Below are 24,617 nucleotides of genomic sequence, written 5' to 3' on the forward strand. Positions count from 1 at the left end.
CGCCGGTCAATAGTTCCCGTGGGTAGACTGCGGGACATCCGGCTTGACGACGGATTCGCTTTGCGGCACGCGTCGCGGATCATGCTGCCGAATACGACCCTTTTCGATCGACGCCGACGCTGCTGCACCCCTGCGGCGGCTCGCGCAGCTGCGCGTCGATTGGCGTCCTTTGGCATGATGGCAGCCTCTGCTTAGGCTCAGTCTCCGAAGAGGCCTTCGGCCCGCAGTCTCGAACCCCCGCAGCCCCCGGCTCCGGGGGTTTTTCTTTTGCCCGGAAACAGAAGGACATCACCATGAGCATTCGTGTCGGCATTGTCGGAATCAGCGGTTTTGGCGGCGGCGAGGCGCTGCGCCTGATCGCCAGCCATCCGGTCTTCGAACTGGTCTACGCCGCGGGCGAGAGCAGCGCGGGCAGCCGCCTCGTGGATCGCTTCCCCGGCGTGCCGGCCCGGCTGGCCGAGCTCGTGATCGCGAAATGGGACCCCGAGACCCTGCCGCCGCTCGACGTGCTGTTCGCGTCACTGCCCACGGGCGCCTCGGCCGAAGCTTTGGCCCGCGTCCCCAAGGCAGTGAAGATCGTCGATCTCGGCGGCGACCATCGCTCTGTCGAGGGCTGGGCCTATGGCCTGGCCGACATCTGGCCGGACCGGATCCAAGGTCAGGTCCGCGTCGCCAATCCCGGCTGCTTCCCCGCCGCGACACTGACGGCGCTGGCGCCGCTGCTGGCGGACAAGCTGATCGAGCCCGGCAACATCGTGATCGACGTCAAAACGGGCATCTCCGGTGCCGGCCGTGGCGGCGACAGCACGTTCGGCTATGCCGAGAGCAACGAAAATCTCGTGCCCTATGGCCTCCTCAAGCATGTCCATATGCCGGAGATCGCCAGGACGATCGAGCAGCTGAGCGGTGGCAGTGCGGCCGGGCTGGTGTTTACGCCGCATCTGGTGCCGATGACGCGGGGCATTCTCGCCACGATCTATTGTCGCGGCAGCGCCACCACGGGGCAGTGCCTCAATGCGGCCCGGCGCTTCTATGCCGGGCGCTCCTTCGTCCGCGTCACCGACAGGCCGCCGCAGACCAAATGGGCGACCGGATCGAACCTCGCCTTCATCAGCTATGCGGCCGACCCGGAGCGCAACCTCGTGATCGCGATAGGCGTGGTCGACAATCTCGGCAAGGGCGCGGCCGGGCAGGCGGTCCAGAACGCCAACCTGATCTGCGGCCTGCCGGAGACGGCCGGGCTGGACGGCGTGCCGGTCTGGCCCTGACGGCAGCGGGTCTGCGGGCCGTCATGGTCGCCCTTGTGGCGACCATCCACGTCTTGAGGCGCTGCTGGCCGGCGAGTCGCTCTGTAGAAGCGCGGCGTCAATCGTTCCCGCGTGAAGACGTGGATGGTCGGCACAAGGCCGACCATGACGGGGAGGATCGGAAAACTAATCCCCACTGCTCCCTTCTCACCCTATCCTGCCATCACCTCATCCCCGAGTGGCAGCCATCCGGAAGGCAAGCCGTTGGTGGGGATGGGGGCGGCGCCTGCGGGCGGGTTTGCACCCCGCACTCGGGAGGCTTCGGGGCACCGCCCTGGGGGTACTACGGCCCCTGTGCGAGGAGCTCGCTGGAACGGTGGCTGGCATCATGCCTTCGTCCCATGCCCGACTAGACGCGACAAGGCGATGAGCTGAACTGGCGTCGAAAGGGCTCGCGGCGGAGGCTGGCCTTCGACCTCATAAGCGCGGCCCGGAGCCCATAATCGCCGACAAGCGGAGCGCCACGGGGCGTGCGGATGGTGGCTCAATCCATCCGCGCCGCATCCTGGCTCAATGGATGTGGCTTGTTACCCAATGCGCCTCGCGGCGCTCCGCTGCCCCTCATGACGACGCCCGCGTGCGAGCGCGGGCGGACGTAGCCGCGCGCCGTCATCATGCATTTGGCGGATGCGTTGACCTGTCGGGAAGCCGATGGTCTGATCGACCGAGAGTCACGGATGCCGGGGGCAGGGACATGGCGATCTCGATGGCGGGTCTGCCCGCCTTCCTGCTCTATTTCGTCGTCGGCGCGGCGCTGATCGGCTGTTTCACGGCCGTGTATCTGCGCCTCACCGCCCATGATGAACTCGCCTTGATCCGCGGCGGCAACCTGTCCGCCGCCGTCGCGCTCGGCGGCAATGTCACGGGGTTTTCCGTTCCGCTCGAAAAGGCGATCGCGCAGGCCAGCAGCATTCCCGACCTTGTGCTCTGGGCTATTGTCGCCATGATCATCCAGTTCGGCGCCTATGGGCTGGCGCGCCTGCTGATTCCCGAGCTGTCGCGCAAGATCGAGGAGGACCGGTTGCCCTCGGCGGCGATGCTGGCCGTGATCGCGGTGATCTCGGGCACGCTGGCGGCTGCCAGCATGACGGTCTGAGGAGGCGGCGATGAAGCGCTCGACCCAGATCGGCCTCGCAGCAGCGGGCGTCGTGCTCGTCGCGACGATCTGGGGCAGCGGGCGCGAGGAGGCGACGGAGGACAGCCTCGTCTACAACAGCCTCGCCGATTGTCGCGCCGGCGGCCAGCTGACCTCGACGCAATGCGAGCAGCGCTTCAACGAGGCGACCGCCAACCATCTGCGGGACGCCAAGAAGTTCTCCAGCACCAGCGCCTGCGAGGCCGAGTACGGTTCGGGCTCCTGCCGTTCGGCGGTCTGGAACGGCGCTTCCGTGGTGGTCCCCGCGCTGGCCGGGTTCATGCTGGCGCGCAGCCTCGCGCAGGGTGGGGGCGCGGCGCAGCCCTTGCTGCCGCCGACGCGGGAAGCCTGCCCCCCAGGGAGCGCCGCCCCCGAATGTCAGCAGGCGCGCTCATCCTCCTCCGGCAGCAGCGGTGGCGGCTATGGTGGCCGCGGCAGTTCATCCTCCTCGCGCGCCTACTCGACGACCTCGGGCGCCGCGGTGGTGGCGCGCAGCGGCAGCTCTCCCGGCGTCGTGACGACCACCAGCACGACCTCGCGCGGTGGCTTCGGATCGACGGCACGCTCCTTCTCCTCGTCATCGTCCTCCTGAGATGCGCCGAGTCTCTCTCACGCCGCGTCTGGATTGGCAGGCGCAGGTCGAGCGGCTGGGATTCGCCTTCCACACGCTCGATGGCGAAACCTATTGGGACGAGAGCGTGGCCTATGCCTTCACGCTCGACGAGATCGAGCGCGACATCGAGGCGCCGACCGAGGCGATCGAGCAGCTCTGCTTCGCCTTCATCGAGCGCGCCATCGACGACGATGCGGTGCTGGCGCGGCTGGCGATTCCCGCGGCCCAGTGGGATTTCATCCGCGAGAGCTGGCGACGCGGCGACCGCAATCTCTATGGCCGGCTCGACCTCGCCTATGACGGCAGCGGGCCCGCCAAGCTGCTGGAGTACAATGCCGATACGCCGACGGCGCTGTTCGAATCGGCCGTGGTCCAGTGGGATTGGCTGGAGCAGGGGATGGCGCGCGGCGTGCTGGGGCCGGGCTGCGACCAGTTCAACTCGCTGCATGAGAGGCTGATCGCAGCCTTCGCCCAATTGCGCGCGCCCTCGCCCTATCGGCTGCATCTCGCCTGCGTCCAGTCGAGCGCCGAGGACAAGGGCACGGTCGATTATCTGATGGACTGCGCCGTTCAGGCCGGGCTCGATGCGCGCTTCACCTATGTCGAGGAAATCGGCCTGCTCTCGGACGGGCGCTTCTGCGACGGCGCCAACCAGCCGATCGAGACGCTGTTCAAGCTCTACCCCTGGGAGTGGCTGTTCCGCGAGGGCTATGCCGCCAACCTTGCCACGTCGCGCTGCCAGTTCGTCGAACCGCCCTGGAAGGCGTTGCTCTCGAACAAGGGCCTGCTGGCCTGTTTGTGGGAGATGGAGCCGGGCCATCCCAATCTGCTGCCGGCCTTTTTCGAGAACGATCCGCGCTGCGCCTCGCTCTCGCCGCGCCGGGTGCGCAAGCCGCTCTATTCGCGCGAGGGAGCCAATGTCACCCTGACGGAGCGTGGCCAAGTGCTCGACAGCGATGACGGCCCCTATGGCGCCGAGGGCTTCGTGCTGCAGGATGCCGCGCTCAATCTGTTCCAGGCTGATGGGCATTATGCCGTGCTCGGCTCCTGGCTGGTCGCCTCGCAGGCCTGCGGGCTGTGCCTGCGTGAGGACGTCTCGCCGATCACGCGCAACACCTCGCGCTTCGTGCCGCATTACATCGAGGCCTGAGCGGGCGGCGCTTGACCGCCGCCGCGCATGACCGCGCCCGGGCAACCTGCTAGACCTGAGCGCCCGAGCCTGCCGCAAGCGAGCCAGCCCATGCCTGAAACGACCCAGCCCCGCACGATCCTCGCCGCCGCCCCGCGCGGCCTCGACCATCTCGTGATCGGAGTGCGCGATCTCGACGCGGCCGGAGCCTTCTACGAGCGGCTCGGCTTCACCGTTGGCGCCCGCAACCGCCATCCCTGGGGCACCGAAAACCGCATCGTGCAGTTCCCGGGCTCGTTCCTGGAGCTGATCACGATCGGCGATGCGACAGCGGTCGTGCCGCCGGCGCCGCGCCAGTTCTCCTTCGGCCATTTCGTGCGCGAGGCGCTCGGGCGAGGCGAGGGGCTGTCGATGCTGGTTCTCGAAAGCACGGACGCCAAGGCCGATGCGGCTGCGTTCCAGACGGCGGGGATTGGCGATTTCGAGCCGTTCTTCTTCGAGCGCCAGGCGAAGCGGCCGGATGGCAGCACGGTACGCGTCGCGTTTTCGCTCGCCTTCGCCGCCGACCCGCTGGCGCCGGAATGCGGCTTCTTCGTCTGCCAACAGCACGAGCCGCAGAATTTCTGGAACCCGGCCTTCCAGCAGCATGCGAATGGCGTGAGCGCGCTCTCGGCTGCGGTGATGGTGACGGACGGTCCGGCGACGCATCGCGGCTTCCTCACGGCCTTCGCCGGCTTCCCCGAGGTGCTGGAGGGCAATGCCGATTATGTGCTCGGCCTGCCGCGCGGGCGTCTCGACGTGCTCGACCCCGAGGCCGCGCAGGCGATCTACCATGTCGAGCCGGATCCGACGCCGGCGCGCTTCCTCGGCTTCTGCGTCACCGTGCCGGATCTCGACGCCGTCGCGAGCCGGCTCGAGGCGGCGGAGATCGCCTTCGGGCAAGGCGAGGACCGAATCGTGGTTCCGGCCGAGGCGGCGATGGGCTGCGTGATTGCCTTCGAGCGGGGATGAGCGTCAGGATCGGTCCGCTCCTTCTGATGGATTCGAAACCGACATGATCGCCCAGGCGCTGCTGAAGCTTCCCGATTTCGCCCTGTTCTTCTCGGTGTCGCTGGCGTTGGTCGGCGTCTACCTGCTCGTCTACACGGTGGCGACCTCGCATAACGAGTTCGGGCTGATCCGGCAGAACAACATCGCCGCGGCGCTCTCGCTGGGGCTGAGCCTTACCGGCTTCGCGCTGCCGCTGTCGAGCGCGGTGGTGCATTCGACCACCATCGCCGATCTGCTGGTGTGGGGCGTGGTCGCGATCGTCGTCCAGTTGATCGTCTATGTGCTGGTCCGGATCGTCCTGCCGAATCTCTCGGCCCGGATCGCGGCGGGCGAACTCGCCGCCGCGCTGTTCCTCGGCGCCGCCTCGCTGGCGGCCGGCGTCATCAACGCGGCGGCGATGAGCTTCTGAGGCGCCCGCAGGCAGACGTTCAGGTGGCCGGGCGCTCGGCCGGCAGCGAGGCCAGCAGCGCCACCAGCGCCCGGTCGTGCAGCACCACCATGCGCTCCTTCGGCTTCAGCCAGATCGCGGCATCGTCGATCGTCTCGGCATCGACGAGCTTGGCCTGCGCGACGGCGCGGTCGGCCTCGATCTCGCCGCGGCGGCGCGGCGGCGCCTCGGGCAGCATCGCCTCATGGGCCTCGCGCAGCGCCGGCTCGGCATGGAGCGCGCGCAGCCCGTCCGCGTCGTCATAGCCCGCCGCCGCGAACTCGGCCTGGAGCGCATTGGCCCGCAGCGCCACCGCCGGCGGATCGCCTTCCTCGGGCGTGTAGAGCAGCTTGCGCCGCTTCAGCCAGAGCCCGATCGCGAGCTGGCCGGAAGCCCAGGACAGCGGGATCGCCAGCACGAGACCGACGATCGTCGGCGACATCCAGGCGAAGAGCGAGGTCGCGATCAGAAAGGCCGAGATGCCGGTGACCAGCCCCAGCAGCGTGTGCATGCGGTGCCGACGGATGATGTCCTTGAGCGGGATCGAACCGTCGTCGCGGCGCTGCGGGTTCCAGCCCGTGTCGCGGCCGAGCAGGATCTGGAAGACCGAACCCGACTGGATCAGCATCATGATCGGCGCGAAGAAGGCCGAGAACAGCACCTCGATCAACGCCGAGACGATGAGACGGATCGCGCCGCCGCCGGCGCGCCGGAGTTTCCCGTTGAACAGCGTCAGCAGCAGCCCGAAGAGCTTCGGCGCGAGCAGGATCGCCATGGTCAGGGCGAAGAGGTTGAGCGCGCGCTCGGGGTCGAAGCGCGGCCAGACCGGGAAGAGCGTGAATTCCTGGGTAAAGTACTCAGGGCGCGCATAGCTGACTTGGAGCACGATCAGGATGCCGACCACGAGTTGCATCAGCCAGAGCGGCGAGGCGAGATAGCCCATGATGCCGGTGGCGAAGTGCTGCCGCGTCGGCGCGACAAAGCCCTTGGCGCCGATGATGCGCGAATGCTGCAGATTGCCCTGGCACCAGCGCCGGTCGCGCACCGAGACGTCGATCAGCGAGGGCGGGCTTTCCTCATAGGAGCCCGTCAGGTCGGGCAGCATGTAGACCGACCAGCCGGCGCGGCGGATCAGGGCGGCCTCGACGAAGTCGTGGCTCAGCACATGGCCACCGAAGGGCGGCTTGCCCTTGAGGTCCGGCAGGCCGCAATGGTCGGCGAAGGCTTTGGTGCGGATGATCGCGTTGTGGCCCCAGTAATTGCCGTCGCGGCCGGACCACATGGCGAGCCCGGTCGCGATCACGGGGCCGTAGACGCGGGCCGCGAATTGCTGAAGCCGCGCGAAGAAGGTGTTGCGGTTGATGATCAGCGGCAGCGACTGGATGATGCCGGCATCCGGATCGGCCTCCATCGCGGCGGCGAGGCGCACGATGCAGGTGCCGGTCATCAGGCTGTCGGCGTCGAGCACGACCATGTGCTCGTAGTGCCCGCCCCAGCGGGTGACGAAGTCGGCGATATTGCCGGCCTTGCGGTGATGGTTCTTCGGCCGGTGCCGGTAATAGACGCGCGCCTCGGGGCCAAGCCGCTCGCGCAGTGCCAGGAAGGCGCGCTCCTCGGCGATCCAGACATCCGGATTGGTGGTGTCCGAGACGATGAAATAGTCGAAATGGCTGCCGAGGCCCGTCGCCTCGACCGATTCCCGGATCGCCGCCAGGGCCGCGAAGGTGCGGGCGGTCGATTCGTTGTAGATCGGCATCACCACGACGGTGCGATGCTGCAGGCTGTCGACATGGACCGGGCGCGTGCGGTCGAAGAGCAGCCCGAAGAAGCCGAGGACGGCGCTGGTGAAGGCGAGCGCGATCCAGGAGAAATTGACCGTGAAGAGGACGAGTAGGACGTACTGCAGCGAGGTCGTGCGGCTGACCGACACGACGTTGTACATTTCCCACGCGCCATAGGCGGTGAGCGCGAGGCCGCCGCCAAAGACGAGCAAGCGCTTCAGCCACGGCGTCTTCCAGGCGCGCGGCGCGACCGGCCTGCGGCGGTCCTCGTCCTTCCAGCTCCGGAAGGACTGAACCGGCATGATCAGGCGGTTCTCGGGCGGGGTCGCGGGCAGCGGACGCGCCGCAGCCCTGTGATCCGGCGCCGTGACCTCGCCGGGGCGGGCCGCGGTCACCACGTCCATCGGTTCAACCAGGTCTCTGATACGGGCTGTCCGCCCGACTGCAGGACGAGCCGCAGCTCGCAGAGCGAATCGGTGCCGGGATCGACCTCGAAGCCGACGCGCATCAGCTTGCGCTCGGGGAAGGGCCAGAGCCGGATGTTATGGATCTGGCCGGGCGTCGTGCTGATATGGGCGCGTGTCGCGGCGACGGTTCCTGCATCGGCCAGCCGGTCGCCCGTGAAGTCGACGAGAAAGCGCCGGCGCCGGCCCTGCGAGCCACGGCCCTGGCGCATCCGCGTCGCGAGAGCCAGGCCCGGCCGTTCGGGCGGCTGCCAGCACCAGGCCTGACGATAGGCGATCGAGGTTTCACTGCCGGCTGCCAGGGGCTGCCGCGGACGCCAGTACATGATGACATTGTCGTTGATGTCGGATTCGCTCGGGATCTCGATGAGCTGGACCGAGCCGGCGCCCCAGTCTCCGAGCGGCTCCATCCAGACGCTCGGCCGCAATTCGAAGCGCTGGTCGTCATCCATGAAGGCGGCCGGGTCGCGCTCGCGCTGGACCAGGCCGAACCCCTTCGGATTGCTGTCCATGAAGGACGAGACCTGGAGCGTCGCCGGATTGCTCACCGGCCGGTAGATCCACTCGCCCGTGCCGGAGCGCATCTGCACGCCGGAGATCTCGTGGACGGCCGGGCGGACATCGTCGAAGCCGCGGCGGCTCTGCGGGCCGGACAGGAAGGTGCCCATCGTGCAGCCGAAGCCGATATGATCGAGCACTTGGCGGGCGAACAGCGTCATCTCGACGTCGATCAGCGTGACGTCCCCAGGGCGCAACGTCATCCGAAGCGCACCCGTCAGGCTCTCTGAATCGAGCAGGGCATGGATGACGAGCAGGCCCGAAGCGGGGCTCGGCCGCTCGATCCAGAAGGCACGGAAGAAGGGGATCTCCTCGCCGCGCGTCTCGCCCGGCCGCAGGATCAGGGCGCGGGCGAGGGCGCCAAAATTCTGGCCGCGCGCCAGAGACCGGAAGAAGGTCGCCCCCTGGAACATGGCGACCTCGAAGGGCCGCTCGAGCCCGGTGGCGATCCGCATGCCGGAGAACTGGAGGTCGGCATTCGCCGGCGGCGGCGGCACGCGGCCGTAATCGAACTTGGAGCGGTCGAAGGCGACGCGGCGGACCGTGCCGTCCTCGATCGTGAAGAGGCTCACGGGATTCGAGAAGACATAGCCTCGGTGAAGCGGCTCGACGGTGAAGCCGCGATTCTCCCCGGCCCAGATCAGCGCGCCGGGCTGGGCTCGGATGCCCGAATAGAGATCGAAGGGCAGGGTGGCGTAGCCGTCGGGCAGATCCGTCGCGACGAGCGGCACGACAGGTCGCTGTGCCAGGATGCGCGCCGCATCGACCACGAGGGCAGGATCGAAGGTCTTGCCCTCGAACAGGAAGGACTGGTTGATCGCGGCGAGCGCGGTCGGCGCCTGGGCCGAAGCCTGTCCCGCCGCGAGCAGCGAGGCTGCCGCAGCGCTGCCGGAACCTTCGAGAAACTGCCGACGATTCAAAGGTTTCGACATCAGACCCAACATGCGCGGACGACGCCCTCGTCCTCGCGCGCTTCTAGAGCATTTCCGGGTGACATGAAAAGCGGCAGGGCCGGCGAAATCTGGCCGATGACTCGTCTCCTGGGTGCGGGCAACAGACGTAACCCACAATTGGCTGTTCGACTTTGGCAAATGACAGTGGGATCGGCTATCCACGGCCGTTGCAACACCACTATGCGTCACCGCGACCGGAAAAGCCTTGGCGCGGCGGCAAAGGAACCGACAATCATGACGGAAATGCAGCCTGCCCGGTCCTGCCTCGCAATTCTCCTGGCCGCAGGCGAAGGGACGAGGATGCGGTCGGCGCGGCCGAAGGTGCTGCACGAGATCGGCGGGCGCTCGTTGCTGGGCCATGCGCTGACGGCGCTGGCGACGGCGGGCGCGGACAGGATCGTTGTCGTTGTCGGTCCCGGGCGGGAGGACGTGGCCGATGCGGCGCGCCGCCTGCTACCGGAGGTTACGATCGCCGTGCAGGCCGAGCGGCGCGGCACCGCCCATGCAGCGCTCGCCGCCCATGAGGCGCTGGCCGCGGGCTTCGACGACGTCATCGTCGCCTTCGCCGACACGCCGCTGATCAGGCCGGACACCTTTGGCGCGCTGCGGGCGGAACTGGCGCGGGGCGCCGGCGTCGTGGCGCTGGGTTTCGAGGCGCAGGACCCGACCGGCTATGGCCGCCTGCTGCTGCATGATGGCGCGCTGGAGGCGATCGTCGAGCACAAGGACGCGACGCCGGAGCAGCGGGCTGTCCGCTTCTGCAATGCCGGGCTGATGGCGCTGGAGGGGCATCAAGCCCTGAGCCTGCTGGAGGCCATCGGCAACGACAACGCGCAATCGGAGTACTATCTGCCGGATGCGGTGGCGCTCGCGCGGGGGCGGGGGCTCGAGGCGCGGGCGATCGCCGCTCCCGAGAGCGAGGTCCAGGGGGTCAATGATCGCATCCAGCTCGCCTCTGCCGAGGCCGAGTTCCAGCGTCGCCGACGGCGGGAGGTGATGGCGGAGGGGGCGACGCTGATCGCACCCGAGACGGTGTTCTTCAGCCACGACACGCAGATTGGCCGCGACGTGGTGATCGAGCCGCATGTCGTGTTCGGTCTCGGCGTCAGCGTGGCGGACGGCGCGGTCATTCACGCCTTCTCCCATCTGGAGGGCGCCGATGTCGGGCCGCAGGCCAGCGTCGGGCCCTATGCGCGGCTGCGGCCCGGGGCCCGGCTCGCCGACAAGGCCAAGGTCGGCAACTTCGTGGAGATCAAGGCCGCCGAGATCGGCGCGGGCGCCAAGGTCAGCCACCTCACCTATATCGGTGACGCCTCCGTCGGCGCCGAGGCCAATATCGGGGCCGGCACGATCACCTGCAATTACGACGGCTTCTTCAAATATCGCACGACCATCGGAGCCGGCGCCTTCGTCGGCTCCAACTCCTCCCTCGTCGCGCCGGTGACGATCGGCGCGGGCGCGATCGTCGGCTCCGGCTCGGTGGTGACGGAGGATGTCGCGGCCGATGCGCTGGCGCTCGGGCGGGGGCGTCAGATCGTCAAGGATGGCTGGGCGAAGAGCTTCCGCGAGGCTGCACTCGCGCGCAAGGCCGCGGCCAGAAAGCCCTGAATCCGGAGAAACGGCGCAAGCGGCCGTTCATAGTTGGACATTTAGAGTGATTTTGCCTTGTGGCGCGAAGCCGCTAAGCGGATCGCGAACGGCAACGGCTGAAGAGGTATGCGCATGTGCGGCATCGTCGGGATTCTGGGCAAGGAAGCGGTTGCGGGCCAGGTGGTCGAGGCGCTGCGGCGGCTCGAATATCGCGGCTACGATTCTGCCGGCGTCGCGACGCTCGAGCGCGGGCAACTCACCCGTCGCCGCGCCGAGGGCAAGCTCAAGAATCTCGAGGTCCGGCTGTCGAGCGAGCCGCTGGAAGGGCTGATCGGCATCGGCCACACGCGCTGGGCGACGCATGGCAAGCCCAACGAGACGAATGCGCATCCGCACGCCACGCCCAAGCTCGCCGTCGTTCATAATGGCATCATCGAGAATTTCCGCGAGCTGCGGGCAGAGCTCCAGGCCGATGGCTATGTCTTCGAGACGGAGACCGACACCGAGATCGTCGCCCATCTCGTTACCCGTGAGCTCGACCGCGGCAAGACGCCGGTCGATGCCGTCGCCACTAGCCTGCCGCGCCTGCACGGCGCCTTCGCGCTGGCCTTCCTGTTCGAGGGGCAGGACGATCTGCTGATCGGCGCCCGCAAGGGCTCGCCGCTCGCGGTCGGCATCGGCGACGGTGAGATGTATCTCGGCTCGGATGCGCTGGCGCTCGCCCCCTTCACCAATCTCATCGCCTATCTGGAAGAGGGCGACTGGGTCGTACTCAACCGCAAAGGCGCGACCTTCTACGACAAGGCGAACCAGCCCGTGCAGCGCCGCGCCCAGCGCGTCGCGGCGGGGGCCTTCCTCGTCGAGAAGGGCAATCACCGCCACTTCATGGCGAAGGAGATCTACGAGCAGCCGGAAGTCGTCGGCCACACGCTGACGCAGTATCTCGACATGGCCAAAGGCCAGGTCCGGCTGCCCTTCGGCGACCAGATCGACTGGAAGGGGCTGTCGCGCCTGACGATCAGCGCGTGCGGCACGTCCTACTATGCGGGTCTCATCGCGAAGTACTGGTTCGAGAAGCTGGCGCGGCTGCCGGTCGAGATCGATGTCGCGTCGGAATTCCGCTATCGCGAGGCGCCGCTGCCGGAGCAGGGTCTGGCGCTCTTCGTGTCGCAATCCGGCGAAACCGCGGATACGCTGGCCGGCCTGCGCTATGCCCGCGAGAACGGGCAGGTCATCCTCTCGGTCGTCAATGTGCCGACCTCGACCATTGCACGCGAAAGCGACGCCGTCGCGCCGACGCTTGCCGGTCCCGAGATCGGCGTCGCCTCGACCAAGGCCTTCGTCTGCCAGCTTGCCGTGTTCGCCTCGCTTGCGCTCGCTGCAGCCCGCGCCCGTGGCACGCTCTCGGCCGAGGACGAGGCCGTGCATGTGCAGCACCTGATCGCCCTTCCAGGGCTGATGGCGAAGGCGCTGCAGCTCGAACCCGAGATCGAGACGCTCGCCCGCGAGCTGTCGAAGGCCCGGGACGTGCTCTATCTCGGCCGTGGCACGAGCTATCCACTGGCGCTGGAAGCTGCGTTGAAGCTCAAGGAAATCAGCTACATCCATGCAGAAGGTTATCCGGCGGGAGAACTCAAGCACGGTCCGATTGCGCTGATCGACTCAGACATGCCGGTGATCGTGGTCGCGCCGCATGACGCGCTTTTCGAGAAGACGGCCTCCAATATGCAGGAGGTCGCGGCCCGTGGCGGCCGCATCATCCTCGTCACCGACGCGAAGGGGGCCGCCCATTGCGGGATCGAGCCCGAAGCGACGATCATCATGCCCGACATGGACCCGACATTCGCACCGATCGTCTATGCGCTTCCGATCCAGATGATCGCCTATCAGACGGCTGTCTTCATGGGTAAGGACGTCGATCAGCCGCGCAATCTGGCGAAATCCGTGACCGTCGAGTAAGCGGGCGGCGGGTCACGCCTCCGGGCGGCTGGCGACATAGAGTCCCGCCGCCAGCAGGCAGGCGCCCGTCGTCCACAGGGCGATCGGCGGCGCGCTGGTCCGCGTCAGGATGCCAAAACTCAGCACCATCGAGGCGCAGGCGACGAGCTTGACCGGGCGGGCGATCGTGCCGGATTCGCGCCAGCGCCGCACCTGAGGGCCCAGCCGCGGATGGCCGAGCAGCCAGGCCTCGAAGCGGGGCGAGGACCGCGAGAAGCACCAGGCCGCCATGATCAGGAAGACCGTGCCCGGCATCAGCGGCAGAATCATGCCGACCACGCCGATTGCGGTCAGGACCCAGCCGGCTGCGAACAGGAAAGGCCGGCGGTAACGGTGGAACCGCGTCATTCTCGGAATGGTCCCGCCGATTCGCCGAAGTGAGTCGCACGAAAGCACTGCCGCGGCGGAGCCCGCAAGCGCTCCGCCGGCGAACTCCGACCCGGTCCTTGAATTCGTCCGATGCCGCTGGCACGTCTGTCGCATCGCGCGTTCAGCCTCGCGCCTGCCAGACTGATCGGATCGCTCGCATGACGCCGACCCCGCCGGATCCCCGCCTCGTCGCGCAGGCGGATCTCCTGAACCCGACCTTCGGGACACGCCTGCGGCGTTACTTCCTGACCGGACTCGTCATCGCGGCGCCGCTCGCCATCACCGCCTCGGTGACGTGGTGGTTCGTCAATTTCGTCGACGGGTTGGTGAAGCCTCTGATCCCGGCGGCGTATTGGCCCGATACGCATCTGCCCTATCCGGTGCCGGGCTTCGGATTGATCATCGGGCTGATCGGGCTGACGCTGCTCGGCTTCATGACCGCCAACCTCGTCGGCCGCACGCTGATCGACGCCGGCGAGGCGATCCTCAACCGGATGCCGGTCGTCCGCGGGCTCTACAAGGGCGTGAAGCAAGTCTTCGAGACGATCTTCTCGCAATCGGGCACCTCGTTTCGCAAGGTCGGCATGGTGCAGTTCCCGCAGCCCGGCATGTGGTCGATCGTCTTCATCGCGCAGGAGGCGGCGCCCGAGATCGCCGGGCGCCTGCCGGACGGGAACGATCAGATCGGCGTCTTCCTGCCCTGCACGCCCAATCCGACGACGGGCTTCTTCTTCTACCTGCCGCGCCGCGAGGTGGTGGAGCTGTCGATCACCGTCGAGGACGGCGCCAAGCTGATCATGTCGGCCGGATTGATTCAGCCGGGGGCTGCGGCAAAGCCCACGCTGCGCGCCCCCGGCGGGGCGCCAGCCTGACGAAACCATTGCATCGCGCCGCGATTGCGGGTGTGATGCGCTAAAGGTGGTTACAGGCGCCGCCGAAATGGCGAGGCTTGGATGAGGACATTCGGTCGTCCCGCCCTTGCGGCTCTGCTTTCGGTTCCCTCAGCACTGTCGGCCGGGGCAACCGAATATCGGCTTGCCTTTCCCGAAGAGACCGAAGCCTGCTTCATCCGCCGCTACGACCGCACGCATCTTGCAGCGAACCCGGCCCAGAGCGTCGCGGAGATCGTCATTGCTCGGGACCGCGCCGCGCTGCGTCGTGAGGCGATCGACGGTCCCGAGGCGCCCCAGCTGGCCCTCGCCGTCAGTGCACGGCTGCGAGGCTCGGGAAGGGTCGGGCCCGAGCCACTGGACTGTCACGGCTTAAGGGCCTGGGAGGTCGGAGAGGGGGGGCGGGAGCGGCTGCAATGCGCCTCCGCCTGCGGGCGCGGCGATGTCGACATCCTTGTCGAAGGCCCGAACCGTCTGGTCCTGCGGATCGGCGGAACGGTCGAGGGCCAGCATCTTCCCCATGCCATCGGCATCGGCCGGTCCTGCTCCCGCGAGAGCGACGTCGTCTGGCTCGGGGACAAGGCCGCCGACCGGGTGTTCGTGCTGGAGCGCGCCCCGGCGGCGCGGTGCCGGCCGTGAGGGGCCTGCTCGGAGGGCTTGCGATGGTGTCGCTCCTCGCCGTGCCGGCGTTCGCTCAGACAGCAGAAACAGCGCTGGACGCGGCGCTGCCAAAGCTGGAGCCGGTCTGCTATGCGCGGTTCTACGATGCCGCCCATCTGCGCGCCCATCCCCGGCAGAAGGTGAGCTCGATCAGGCTGGTGCGGGATTTTCCCACGATCAGGCTCGAACGCGGCCTCGAGGCGCAGCGAGAGGCCAGCGAGGGCCGGAGCGCCTATTTCCGCCTGATCGTGACCTATCGGGACCGCGGCTCGCGCCGTTTCGTCGGCTCAGGGTCCTGCCGCGTGGTGGAAGGCGTCGTCCGCTGCTCGTCCGACAGTTGCGACGGCGGCGGCTTCAGGCTGCGGATCGAGGATCGCGACACGCTGCTGATCGGCGACGCCAGCGAGGGCGCCTGGTTCACGACCTCGGGCGGCTGCGCCGGCGGCGAGGGGCGCAGCCTGAACGAGGGGGCGGACGACCGGGTTTTCCGCCTGACGCGCATGCCGGTCGCGCGCTGCCGCTGAGCCGGGTCAACCGGCTCGCAGCAGCCGGATCGCGACATCGCGCTCGAAAAGGTAGAGGAGCGTGCGGATCGCCCGGCCGCGCTCGCTGTCGAGCTGCGGGTCGCGCTCGATCAGGAGGCGCGCATCGTCGCGCGCCGCTGCCAGCAGGTCGCCATCGGTTTCGGGCCGGGCGACGCGCCAGTCCGGCGAACCGGATTGCTTGGTGCCGAGCACCTCGCCCTCGCCACGCAGGCGCAGATCCTCCTCGGCGATGCGGAAGCCGTCCTCGGTCTCGCGCATGATCGTGAGGCGGGCTTCGGCGACGGGGCCGAGCGGGCCCTTGTAGAGCAAAAGGCAGGTCGAGGCGGCCGATCCGCGTCCGATGCGCCCGCGCAGCTGGTGAAGCTGGGCCAGCCCGAAGCGCTCGGCATGCTCGATCACCATGACGCTGGCATTGGGCACGTCGACGCCGACCTCGATCACCGTGGTCGAGACCAGGATGCGGGTCTTGCCTTCCACGAAGGCGGCCATGGCGGCATCCTTGTCGCGGCCGGGCATCTGGCCATGCAGCAGCCCGACCCTGTCGCCGAAGACCTCGCGCAGGGCGTCATAGCGCTCCTGCGCGGCGGCGACATCGAGCGTGTCGGATTCCTGCACCAGCGGGCAGACCCAGTAGACCTGCGCGCCCTTGTCGACCGCGCGGCCAACGGCGCCGACGACCTCGTCATGGCGTTCCGAGGAAATCGCCTTGGTCACGATCGGCTGCCGGCCGGCGGGCTTCTCGGCGAGAATCGAGATGTCCATGTCGCCGAACCAGGTCAGCGACAGCGTGCGCGGGATCGGCGTCGCGGTCATCACCAGAATGTCGACCGCCTCGCCTTTGGAGCCGAGCAGCAGCCGCTGATGCACGCCGAAGCGGTGCTGCTCGTCGACGATGGCGAGTGCGAGGTCACGGAAGGCGACGCCCTCCTGGAACAGCGCGTGGGTGCCGACGGCGATGTCGATTTCGCCGGTCGCCAGGCCACCCAGCACGCGCGCCCGGCCCGGCCCCTTTTCACGGCCCGTGAGCAGAGCGAGCTTCAGCCCGGCCTTCTGGGCAAGCGGGGCCAATCTCTCGGCATGCTGGCGCGCCAGGATCTCGGTCGGCGCCATCAGCACGGATTGGCGGCCCGCCTCGGCGGCGGCGGCCATTGCCATCAGCGCCACCACGGTCTTGCCGGAGCCGACATCGCCCTGGAGGAGCCGCAGCATGCGCTCGGGCTTTTCCATGTCGGCATGGATGTCGGCGAGCGCCTGGCGCTGGCCGTCGGTGAGCGTGAAGGGCAGGGCGCTGGCGATGGCATGGCGCAGGCGGCCATCGCCCGCCGTGGCGCGGCCGGCACTCTTCTTCTGCTGGCGGCGCACCAGCGCGAGCGCGACCTGGCTCGCCAGCAACTCGTCATAGGCGACACGGCGGCGGGCGATCGTGTCGCCCTCGACGGCCTTGAGATCGGCGGGATGGTGCAGGGCCTGCACGGATTCGAGGAAGGGCAAAAAGCCGCTGCGGGCGAGGAAGGCGGGGTCCTGCCACTCCGGCAGAGCCGGGCATTTTTCGGCGGCGGCGGCGGCGATCCGCGCCATGACTCGGGGGCCGACGCCCTCGGTCAGTCCATAGACCGGCTCGATCGTCGGCAGGGTCGCCGCTTGGGCGGGGTCGAGCAGCCGGTCGGGATGCACCATCTGGCGCATGCCCTCCCACAGCTCGAGCTTGCCGGAGACGATGCGGTAGGCGCCGATCGGCAGGGTCTGCAGCAGATGGCGGACATCGGCATGGAAGAAGACGAGCGTGACGTCGCCGGTCTCGTCCTCGACGAGGATCCGATAGGGCGCCTTGCCTTTGCCGGGTGGCGGCGGACGATGCTCAGTGACCCGCGCCGAAAAGGTGGCGATGCCGCCGATCGGGGCGTCGATGATCGTCGGGCTAGGGCGCCGGTCGATCCCCCCCACCGGCAGATGGAAGAGGAGGTCGACGACACGAGCGCCGCGGGTTTCGTCGCCCAGGAGCTTGTCGAGCGCCTTCGCCGTCTTGGGTCCGACGCCGGGCAGCGTCGTCACCGGGGCGAAGAGGGGATCGAGCAGGGACGGGCGCAAACGGCAACTCGGCTTTGTCAGGAGTGTGAGGTTTTGCCGCCGGCGGGCCGCTGACTTCGCAGGAGGCGATGGCTATATAGCCCGCATCGGCAGGCTCCGCGATGGGGCCGGCCCCGTCGCCATTGCCCATCCCCGTGGTTTCCGTCCCGCCGAGGTTTCGATGAGTGGTTCGTCCCGCACCAGCGCCGATCTCGATCCGCGCCGCCGCAAGATCCTGTTCCGCGCCTGGCATCGCGGCATGCGCGAGAACGATCTGATCATGGGCGGATTCGCGGACGCGCATATCGGCACGCTGACGGAGGCCGAGCTGGACGAGTTCGAGCGGCTGATCGAGGTGCTCGACCGCGATCTCCTGAGCTGGATCACCGGCGAGGCCGAGGTCCCCTCGAACTACGACACCCCCGTCTTCCGCCGGCTGAAAGCGTTCCACCATCACGAGCGGCCGATCCACGTGTGAGCCGCCAACCGGACGCAAGTCAGCACATCCGTCATGGTCGGGCTTGACCCGACCATCTCTGAATCCATTGCCCTCTCGTCCCGAGATTCTCGGGTCAAGCCCGAGAATGACGCGCTTCCATGAGCATTCCGCCTCCCGCCCAGATCGCCAAGCTGCAGAGCGACCGCATCCTCGATGCGCTCCATCGGGGCGACAAGCCGACGCTCGCCAGCGTGCCGGACGGGTTCGATGCCGTCGTTCTCGCCGATCTGACCCGGGCCCGGGCGAAGAAGGCGGAAGGCGCGGCGATGCTGGTCTTCGTCGCCCGCGACGGCCAGCGATTGCAGGTGCTCGAAAACGCGCTGCAGTTCGTCGCGCCCGATCTCGAGGTGATGACGTTCCCGGCCTGGGACTGCCAGCCCTATGACCGCGTCTCGCCCGCGCCCTCGATCGTCGCGCACCGGATGACGACGCTGTCACGGCTGGCCAAGACCAAGTCCGGCGACAAGCCGCGGCTGCTGCTGACGACGGTCAGCGCCGCGCTGCAGCGCGTGCCGGCCTTCTCCAAGGTGGCCTCCGAGAGCTTTTCGGCGGCGCCGGGCAACATGGTCGACACCGAGCAACTGGCGCGCTGGCTCGACATGAACGGGTACTTGCGCACCTCGACCGTGCGCGAGACCGGCGAATTCGCGGTGCGGGGTGGCATCGTCGATCTCTTCCCGCCGGGGATGCCGGCGCCGATCCGGCTCGATTTCTTCGGCGACACGCTGGAATCGATCCGCACCTTCGATCCGGAAACGCAGCGCACGACCGGGCAGATGCGGGGCCTCGACCTCGTGCCGATGTCCGAAGCGCAGATGACGAGCGAGAGCATCCGGCGCTTCCGCCAGAGCTACATCACCACTTTCGGCACGCCGGGTCGCGACGACACCCTCTACGAAGCCGTCAGCGAAGGCCGCCGTCCGGCCGGGCTCGAGCACTGGCTGCCGCTGCTGGCGGAGCGGCTCGACACGCTCTTCACCTATCTGCCGGATGTGCCGCTGGTGCTCGACCATCAGGGCGAGGATGCGGTCGGCGAACGAATCAGCCTGATCAAGGACTATTACGACGCCCGCAAGGCGGCGATGGAGCAGCCGAGCGCCGGCGGCGTGCCCTACAAGCCGCTGAAGCCGGACGCGCTCTATCTCTCGCCGGCCGACTGGCGCGGCATCGTCGACCAGTCCGGCGTCGCCACGCTGACGCCCTTCCAGCTGCCCGACAGCGACGGCAAGCTGATCGTCGATCTGGGTGCGAGGCAGGGCAGGAGCTTCGCCGCCGAGCGTGCCGACAATGCCGGCGGCGTCTTCGACGCAGCGGTCGCGCATGTGAAGGCGCTGGAGAAGGACGGCAAGCGCGTCATCCTCTCGGCCTGGTCCGAGGGATCGCGCGAGCGTCTGGCCCATGTGCTGGCCGATCACGGCCTCAAGACCGTGCAGATGACGGGCTCGTTGCGGGCCGCCTTCGATCTGAAGCCGGGCACCACGGCGCTCGCGGTCTGGGGATTCGAGACCGGCTTCGAGGCCGGCAAGCTCGCCGTCATCGGCGAGCAGGACATTCTCGGCGACCGCCTGGTGCGCCCGCGCAAGAAGACGCGCCGGCCGCAGGACTTCATCGCCGAGCTCTCCTCGCTCGCGCCGGGCGACCTCGTCGTCCATGTCGATCACGGCATCGGGCGCTTCGTCGGGCTGCAGTCGATCGCAGCCGCCGGGGCGCCGCATGACTGCCTCGAGATCCATTACGCGGCCGATTCCAAGCTGTTCCTGCCGGTCGAGAACATCGAGCTGCTTTCGCGCTACGGCTCGGAAGACACCGAGGTTGCGCTAGACCGGCTCGGCGGCGGCGGCTGGCAGGCCCGCAAGGCCAAGCTGAAACAGCGTATCCGCGAGATGGCGGGCAAGCTCATCGCGATCGCCGCCGCGCGCGCGCTGAAGGAAGCGCCGCGGCTGATTCCGCAGGAAGGGCTCTATGACGAGTTCTGCGCCCGCTTTCCTTATGAGGAGACCGAGGACCAGCAGAACACCATCGACGCCGTGCTGGACGACATGGCAGCCGGCCGCCCGATGGACCGGCTGGTCTGCGGCGATGTCGGCTTCGGCAAGACGGAGGTCGCGCTGCGCGCCGCCTTCGCCTGCGCGCTCGCCGGCAAGCAGGTCGCGGTGGTGGTGCCCACCACGCTGCTGGCGCGGCAGCATTACCGCAACTTCGCCGAGCGCTTCAAAGGCCTGCCTGTGAATGTCGGCCAGGCCTCGCGCTTCGTCTCGGCACAGGACCTCAAAGCGGTGAAGGCCGGCATCAAGGACGGCACGATGGACATCGTCGTCGGCACCCATGCGCTGCTCGGCAAGGGCGTCGAGTTCAAGGATCTCGGCCTCGTCATCGTCGATGAGGAGCAGCATTTCGGCGTCAACCACAAGGAGCGGCTGAAGGAGTTCCGCGCCGAGGTGCATATGCTGACGCTGACGGCGACGCCAATCCCGCGCACGCTCCAGCTCGCCATGACCGGGGTGCGCGAGCTCTCGATCATCGCAACGCCGCCGGTCGACCGTCTCGCGGTGCGGACCTTCGTGACGCCGTTCGACCCGCTGATCGTGCGCGAGGCGCTGCTGCGCGAGCGCTATCGCGGCGGGCGCTCCTTTTACGTGGTCCCGCGGATCGAGGACATCGCCGAGGTCAAGGATTTCCTCGACAAGCAGGTGCCCGAGGCCAAGGTCGGCATCGCCCATGGCCAGATGGCGGCCGGCCAGCTCGAGGACGTGATGACGGCGTTCTACGAGGGCCAGTACGACGTGCTGCTCTCGACCACCATCGTCGAATCCGGGCTCGACATCCCGACCGCCAACACGCTGATCATCCACCGCGCCGACATGTTCGGCCTGGCCCAGCTCTACCAGCTGCGCGGCCGCGTCGGTCGCTCCAAGGTGCGCGCCTATGCGCTGTTCACGGTGCCGGCGACCCGCAAGCTGACCGACCAGGCCGAGAAGCGGCTCAAGGTGCTGCAGTCGCTGGATACGCTCGGCGCCGGCTTCCAGCTCGCCAGCCACGATCTCGACATTCGCGGCGCCGGCAATCTGCTCGGCGACGAGCAGTCCGGTCATATCAAGGAGGTCGGCTACGAGCTCTACCAGCAGATGCTGGAAGAGGCGGTGGCGGCCCTCAAGGCGGGTGTCGAGTACGAGAGCGAGACGCAGTGGTCGCCGACGATCCAGATCGGCGCGCCGGTGATGATCCCCGAGCATTACGTCACCGATCTGACGCTGAGGCTGACCCTCTACAAGCGGCTTTCGACCCTCGACGACGACGGCGAGCTGCAGTCCTTCGGGGCCGAACTGGTCGACCGCTTCGGCCCACTGCCGGAGGAGGTCAAGCAGCTGCTCGAGATCGTCGCGATCAAGGCGCTGTGCAAGCGCGCCAATGTCGAGAAGGTCGAGGCCGGGCCCAAGGGCATCATCGTTGCCTTCCGCGACAACGAGTTCGCGAACCCTGAAGGGCTCGTCTCCTATGTCGCGAAGATGGGGACGCTCGCCAAGGTGCGCCCGGACATGCGCGTCGTCTTCATCGACGACCTGGAGTCGGCGGAAGCCCGGCTGAAGGAGACCCGGCGCCTTTTGACCGATTTGGCGCGGATCGCCGAGCGCAAGAAGGCCGCGTGAAGCGCCTGCAGCTCAGCGCCGGCTGACGGAGATCTCGGCGGCGCCCGCGACATCGATGTCGACGATCGCGACGTCTGGCCGGTCGATGGCGGGTAGGGCGCGGCTGCCGGCCGGGCGCTGGACGAAGACGAGGCTCGCCAGCGCGGGGTGGCTCGCCAGGCGTGACTGCGCGAGGGCCGGCTCCATCGCGCCCGGCAGCACCAGATGCACGTTGCGGCCGCCCTCGATGCAGGCCTGCAGGTCGCCCAGGCTGAACAGGCCGAGCGGCAGCAGCTCGACACCCGTCAGCATCGCCATGGCGGGGCCGCTGGCGAGCGCAGCGAGATCGCCGCCGACCAGTGTAGTCACGATCCGCGAAGATTCCATCGGCTTGAGCAGGCGGGAGATCTCCAGCGCCTTGCCGAGCACGTCGCGCTCGCTGATCTCGACAGGGCCTGACATCGTCGCGCCGTCGACGACCTGGAGTCCGGCCCGCCGCTCGACCTCCGGCAGCGGGTGCAAGGTCGCGCTGTCCATCAGCCTGTCGAGCGGGGCGATGCCGTCCGGCACCTCCGCGCCGAAGCCGCCGACGAAGCGCGTGCCGAAGGCGCGCACCGCGAGTTCCCGCAGCATCAGCAGCGGGCGCAGTGGGCCGACGCGGGCGACGCCGAGCGCCATCACCGCGTCGGTGGCTTCGATCAGCCGCAGCAATTCCAGCTCGTTGCCGTGCATCGGCATCAGCATCGGCGAGAGGCCGGCCCGCAGGCAGGCCAATACGGAGAGCACCGCTTCGGGGCCGAGCGGAGCCAGGATCGCGACGCGGGCGCCGGGCTGGGCCCGGTTGATCGAAAGGAGACGGGCGAGACGGTCGGTCGCGGCGTGCAATTGGCCGAAGCTGAGCGAGCCCGGCACGACATCGCTCCAGCCCTGGCGGCCCGGCGGGTCGCGCAGGGCTGGCTCATAGCCGCGCCCGGCCGCGAGCGCCTGGAGCAGCGTGTCGAAATGGAGGCCGTCGAGCAGGGCGGTGGCTTCGTCCGGTTCGGCCCGCATCGCGCCGTCTCTCAATTGGCCGGGGCCGGCGTCGCCGGGAGGCGCGCCAGGACTTCGGTGGACAGGAAGAAGGCGGGCTTGCGCGCCGGCAGCACGATGTCGCGCCCATGGGCGATCCAGGTGTCCGGCAGGTAGTAGAGCGGCACGACGTAGAAGCCCGAGAGCAGCAGCCGGTCGAGCGTGCGCGCGGCGGCGACGAAGTCCTCCCGCTCGCGGGCCGCCAACAGCGCCTGCAGGGTCGCGTCGACGGCCGGCGAGGCGACACCGGCATAGTTCAGTGAGCCCTTGCGGCCGGCATTGGCCGAGCCCCAGCGGCCGATCTGCTCGTTGCCGGGGGAGGCGGAGACCGGCCAGGTCCACTGGATCATGTCGAAGTCGAAGGCCGAGAGCCGGCGCCAGTACTGCACGTCGTCGATCAGCCGGACATCGACGCGGATGCCGAGGCGGCCGAGCGACTGGGCGTAGTTCAGTGCCAGACGCTCCTGCGGGCGGTTGGTGACGGTGATCTCGAAGGCGAGCGGATCGCCGCCCTTCATCGTCCGCAGCACGCCGTCGACGAGGCCGTAGCCCGTCTTGTTGAGCAGATCGAGCGCACGGCGGGCCTGCTCGCGGTCGCGGCCCGAGCCGTCGGTGGCCGATGGGACCCAGGTGCCCGCCAGGATGTCGGGCCTGACGGCGCCGGGGAAGGCGGCGAGCAGGGCTTGCTCGCGCGGCCCCGCCGGCTGGCCGAGCGCCGAGAGCTCCGAGTCCGAGAAGAAGCTGCCGGCGCGCCGATAGACCCCGTGGAAGAGATTGCGGTTGACCCATTCGAAATCGAACATCATCGCCAGCGCCTCGCGCACGCGGATGTCGGCGAAGAGCGGGCGGCGCGTGTTGAAGACGAGCCCGGTCATGCCCTTGGGCGCCTCGAAGCGCAGCGTTTCTCTCACGATGCGCCCGTCGCGGACGGCGGGGATGTCGTAGCCGGTCATCCAGCGCGTTGGATCCGGCTCGATGCGGACATCGTAGAGCCCGGCCTTAAAGGCCTCGAACAGGGCGTTTGCGTCGCGATAGAAATCGTAGCGGATCTCGTCGGCGTTATAGAGGCCGCGGGTCAGCGGATGATCCTCGGCCCAGAAGTCGCTGCGCCGCTTCAGGGTGATGGTCGCGCCCGGAACGAGATCGGAGACGACATAGGGGCCCGAGCCCAGCGCCGGCTTGAAGCTGGTCTCGCCGAAGGTCTCGGCATTTGTCGCATGCTTGGCGAAGATCGGCATGGCGCCGATGACCAGCGGCAGCTCGCGATTGCTGCCGTCGCCCAGCTCGAACTCGACCCGGCGCGGCGAGGGGGCCTCGACCCGGGTGACGCGGCCGAGGCTGGAGCGGTGGAAGGGCTTGCCCTTCGTCTTCAGCATCTCGAAGGTGAAGACCACGTCCTGCGCGGTCACCGGCGTGCCGTCGGAGAAGCGGGCGCGCTCGTCGATCTCGAAGGCCAGCCGGGTGCGGGCCTCGTTCAGCTCCACCCGCGAGGCGAGCAGCCCATAGGCTGTGAAGGGTTCGTCGGCCGAGCGGAAGAGCAGGCTCTGCTGGACATAGCGCGGGACGGCGTCGGGCGCGACGCCGAGCACGACCAGCGGGTTCAGGCTGTCGAAGGTGCCCTGCTGGCCGAAGACGATGCGCCCGCCCTTGGGCGCCTTCGGATCGGCATAGGGCAGATGCGCGAAGCCGCGCGGCAGGGCTGGCTCGCCATGCATCGCAATGGCGTGGTCGATCGCGGGCGATTCGGCGCGCGCCGCCGCCGCCATCCCCAGGATGAGCGCCGACAGGACCGTCAGGGTAAAGGCCGCGGCGCGTGAGGCCGCCCGGGCCGCGTCAAGCAAAAGCATCGTCCGACCTGATTCTCGGGCCGACGATATCACGACGGGGC

Annotated in this window: 19 protein-coding genes; 13 read left to right on the forward strand and 6 right to left on the reverse strand. The window is 68.4% G+C overall.

Translation table 11 applies throughout. From position 1 onward, the window contains the following. Positions 1–293 precede the first annotated feature (293 nt). The 6 genes from argC (at position 294) to ACFPN9_RS15125 (ending at position 5,643) form a co-directional block, all read left to right on the forward strand. Positions 294–1,268, forward strand: coding sequence for an N-acetyl-gamma-glutamyl-phosphate reductase (gene argC, locus ACFPN9_RS15100; protein WP_377817219.1), 975 nt, complete (start codon positions 294–296; stop codon positions 1,266–1,268). A 733-nt stretch (positions 1,269–2,001) separates the two neighbouring features. Next, positions 2,002–2,403: a DUF350 domain-containing protein gene (locus ACFPN9_RS15105; protein ID WP_066718276.1), complete on the forward strand. Its 402-nt coding sequence runs from the start codon at positions 2,002–2,004 to the stop codon at positions 2,401–2,403. Between the two features lie 10 nt (positions 2,404–2,413). Continuing rightward, positions 2,414–3,034 carry a DUF1190 domain-containing protein gene (locus ACFPN9_RS15110; protein ID WP_066718278.1) on the forward strand — a complete coding sequence of 207 codons (621 nt, stop codon included), beginning with the start codon at positions 2,414–2,416 and terminating at the stop codon, positions 3,032–3,034. A 1-nt stretch (position 3,035) separates the two neighbouring features. Then, positions 3,036–4,205: a glutathionylspermidine synthase family protein gene (locus tag ACFPN9_RS15115; RefSeq protein ID WP_066718281.1), complete on the forward strand. Its 1,170-nt coding sequence runs from the start codon at positions 3,036–3,038 to the stop codon at positions 4,203–4,205. A 90-nt stretch (positions 4,206–4,295) separates the two neighbouring features. After that, positions 4,296–5,195, forward strand: coding sequence for a VOC family protein (locus ACFPN9_RS15120; RefSeq protein WP_066718283.1), 900 nt, complete (start codon positions 4,296–4,298; stop codon positions 5,193–5,195). 43 nt (positions 5,196–5,238) lie between these two features. After that, positions 5,239–5,643, forward strand: coding sequence for a DUF350 domain-containing protein (locus tag ACFPN9_RS15125; RefSeq protein WP_066718286.1), 405 nt, complete (start codon positions 5,239–5,241; stop codon positions 5,641–5,643). 19 nt (positions 5,644–5,662) lie between these two features. Here the strand turns inward: ACFPN9_RS15125 and mdoH are convergent, their stop codons facing one another. Together mdoH and ACFPN9_RS15135 are read right to left on the reverse strand one after the other, a co-directional pair. Beyond that, a complete protein-coding gene (gene mdoH / locus ACFPN9_RS15130) occupies positions 5,663–7,846 on the reverse strand; it encodes a glucans biosynthesis glucosyltransferase MdoH (RefSeq protein WP_066718288.1) in 2,184 nt (727 codons plus the stop codon). Continuing rightward, a complete protein-coding gene (locus ACFPN9_RS15135) occupies positions 7,834–9,396 on the reverse strand; it encodes an OpgD/OpgG family glucan biosynthesis protein (protein ID WP_082734996.1) in 1,563 nt (520 codons plus the stop codon). The genes mdoH and ACFPN9_RS15135 overlap by 13 nt, the downstream gene beginning before the upstream one ends. Positions 9,397–9,660: 264 nt before the next feature. Here ACFPN9_RS15135 and glmU point away from each other — a divergent pair, with 264 nt between their 5' ends. Together glmU and glmS are read left to right on the forward strand one after the other, a co-directional pair. Then, complete coding sequence (glmU, locus tag ACFPN9_RS15140; protein ID WP_156446456.1) at positions 9,661–11,025, forward strand: bifunctional UDP-N-acetylglucosamine diphosphorylase/glucosamine-1-phosphate N-acetyltransferase GlmU; 1,365 nt, start codon at positions 9,661–9,663, stop codon at positions 11,023–11,025. 114 nt (positions 11,026–11,139) lie between these two features. Next, positions 11,140–12,966: a glutamine--fructose-6-phosphate transaminase (isomerizing) gene (glmS, locus tag ACFPN9_RS15145; RefSeq protein ID WP_066718293.1), complete on the forward strand. Its 1,827-nt coding sequence runs from the start codon at positions 11,140–11,142 to the stop codon at positions 12,964–12,966. A gap of 12 nt (positions 12,967–12,978) precedes the next feature. On the opposite strand, the gene ACFPN9_RS15150 is transcribed toward glmS, so the two are convergent. After that, positions 12,979–13,353, reverse strand: a complete 375-nt coding sequence (locus ACFPN9_RS15150) for a YbaN family protein (RefSeq protein ID WP_066718296.1) — start codon at positions 13,351–13,353, stop codon at positions 12,979–12,981. A gap of 179 nt (positions 13,354–13,532) precedes the next feature. Between ACFPN9_RS15150 and ACFPN9_RS15155 the strand changes: the two genes are divergently transcribed. The 3 genes from ACFPN9_RS15155 (at position 13,533) to ACFPN9_RS15165 (ending at position 15,448) form a co-directional block, all read left to right on the forward strand. Then, on the forward strand, positions 13,533–14,246 hold the full coding sequence (locus ACFPN9_RS15155; RefSeq protein ID WP_066718300.1) for a DUF502 domain-containing protein: 714 nt from the start codon (positions 13,533–13,535) through the stop codon (positions 14,244–14,246). An 81-nt stretch (positions 14,247–14,327) separates the two neighbouring features. Next, on the forward strand, positions 14,328–14,903 hold the full coding sequence (locus ACFPN9_RS15160) for a hypothetical protein (protein WP_066718303.1): 576 nt from the start codon (positions 14,328–14,330) through the stop codon (positions 14,901–14,903). A gap of 23 nt (positions 14,904–14,926) precedes the next feature. Next, on the forward strand, positions 14,927–15,448 hold the full coding sequence (locus ACFPN9_RS15165) for a hypothetical protein (protein WP_066718306.1): 522 nt from the start codon (positions 14,927–14,929) through the stop codon (positions 15,446–15,448). 6 nt (positions 15,449–15,454) lie between these two features. Here ACFPN9_RS15165 and recG read toward each other — a convergent pair whose 3' ends face one another. After that, positions 15,455–17,557, reverse strand: coding sequence for an ATP-dependent DNA helicase RecG (gene recG / locus ACFPN9_RS15170; RefSeq protein WP_066718309.1), 2,103 nt, complete (start codon positions 17,555–17,557; stop codon positions 15,455–15,457). Between the two features lie 160 nt (positions 17,558–17,717). Here recG and ACFPN9_RS15175 point away from each other — a divergent pair, with 160 nt between their 5' ends. After that, a complete protein-coding gene (locus ACFPN9_RS15175; RefSeq protein ID WP_066718313.1) occupies positions 17,718–18,014 on the forward strand; it encodes an FAD assembly factor SdhE in 297 nt (98 codons plus the stop codon). A 119-nt stretch (positions 18,015–18,133) separates the two neighbouring features. Then, on the forward strand, positions 18,134–21,682 hold the full coding sequence (gene mfd, locus ACFPN9_RS15180) for a transcription-repair coupling factor (protein ID WP_066718316.1): 3,549 nt from the start codon (positions 18,134–18,136) through the stop codon (positions 21,680–21,682). A 12-nt stretch (positions 21,683–21,694) separates the two neighbouring features. On the opposite strand, the gene ACFPN9_RS15185 is transcribed toward mfd, so the two are convergent. Together ACFPN9_RS15185 and ACFPN9_RS15190 are read right to left on the reverse strand one after the other, a co-directional pair. Beyond that, the gene (locus tag ACFPN9_RS15185) at positions 21,695–22,711 is read right to left on the reverse strand and encodes an AMP-binding protein (RefSeq protein ID WP_066718319.1); all 1,017 of its coding nucleotides are present in this window, start codon (positions 22,709–22,711) and stop codon (positions 21,695–21,697) included. Positions 22,712–22,722: 11 nt separating this feature from the next. Further along, positions 22,723–24,576, reverse strand: coding sequence for an extracellular solute-binding protein (locus ACFPN9_RS15190; RefSeq protein WP_066718321.1), 1,854 nt, complete (start codon positions 24,574–24,576; stop codon positions 22,723–22,725). Positions 24,577–24,617 lie beyond the last annotated feature (41 nt).

This window comes from Allobosea massiliensis, assembly GCF_042655245.1.
GTDB classification, from domain to species: domain Bacteria; phylum Pseudomonadota; class Alphaproteobacteria; order Rhizobiales; family Beijerinckiaceae; genus Allobosea; species Allobosea massiliensis.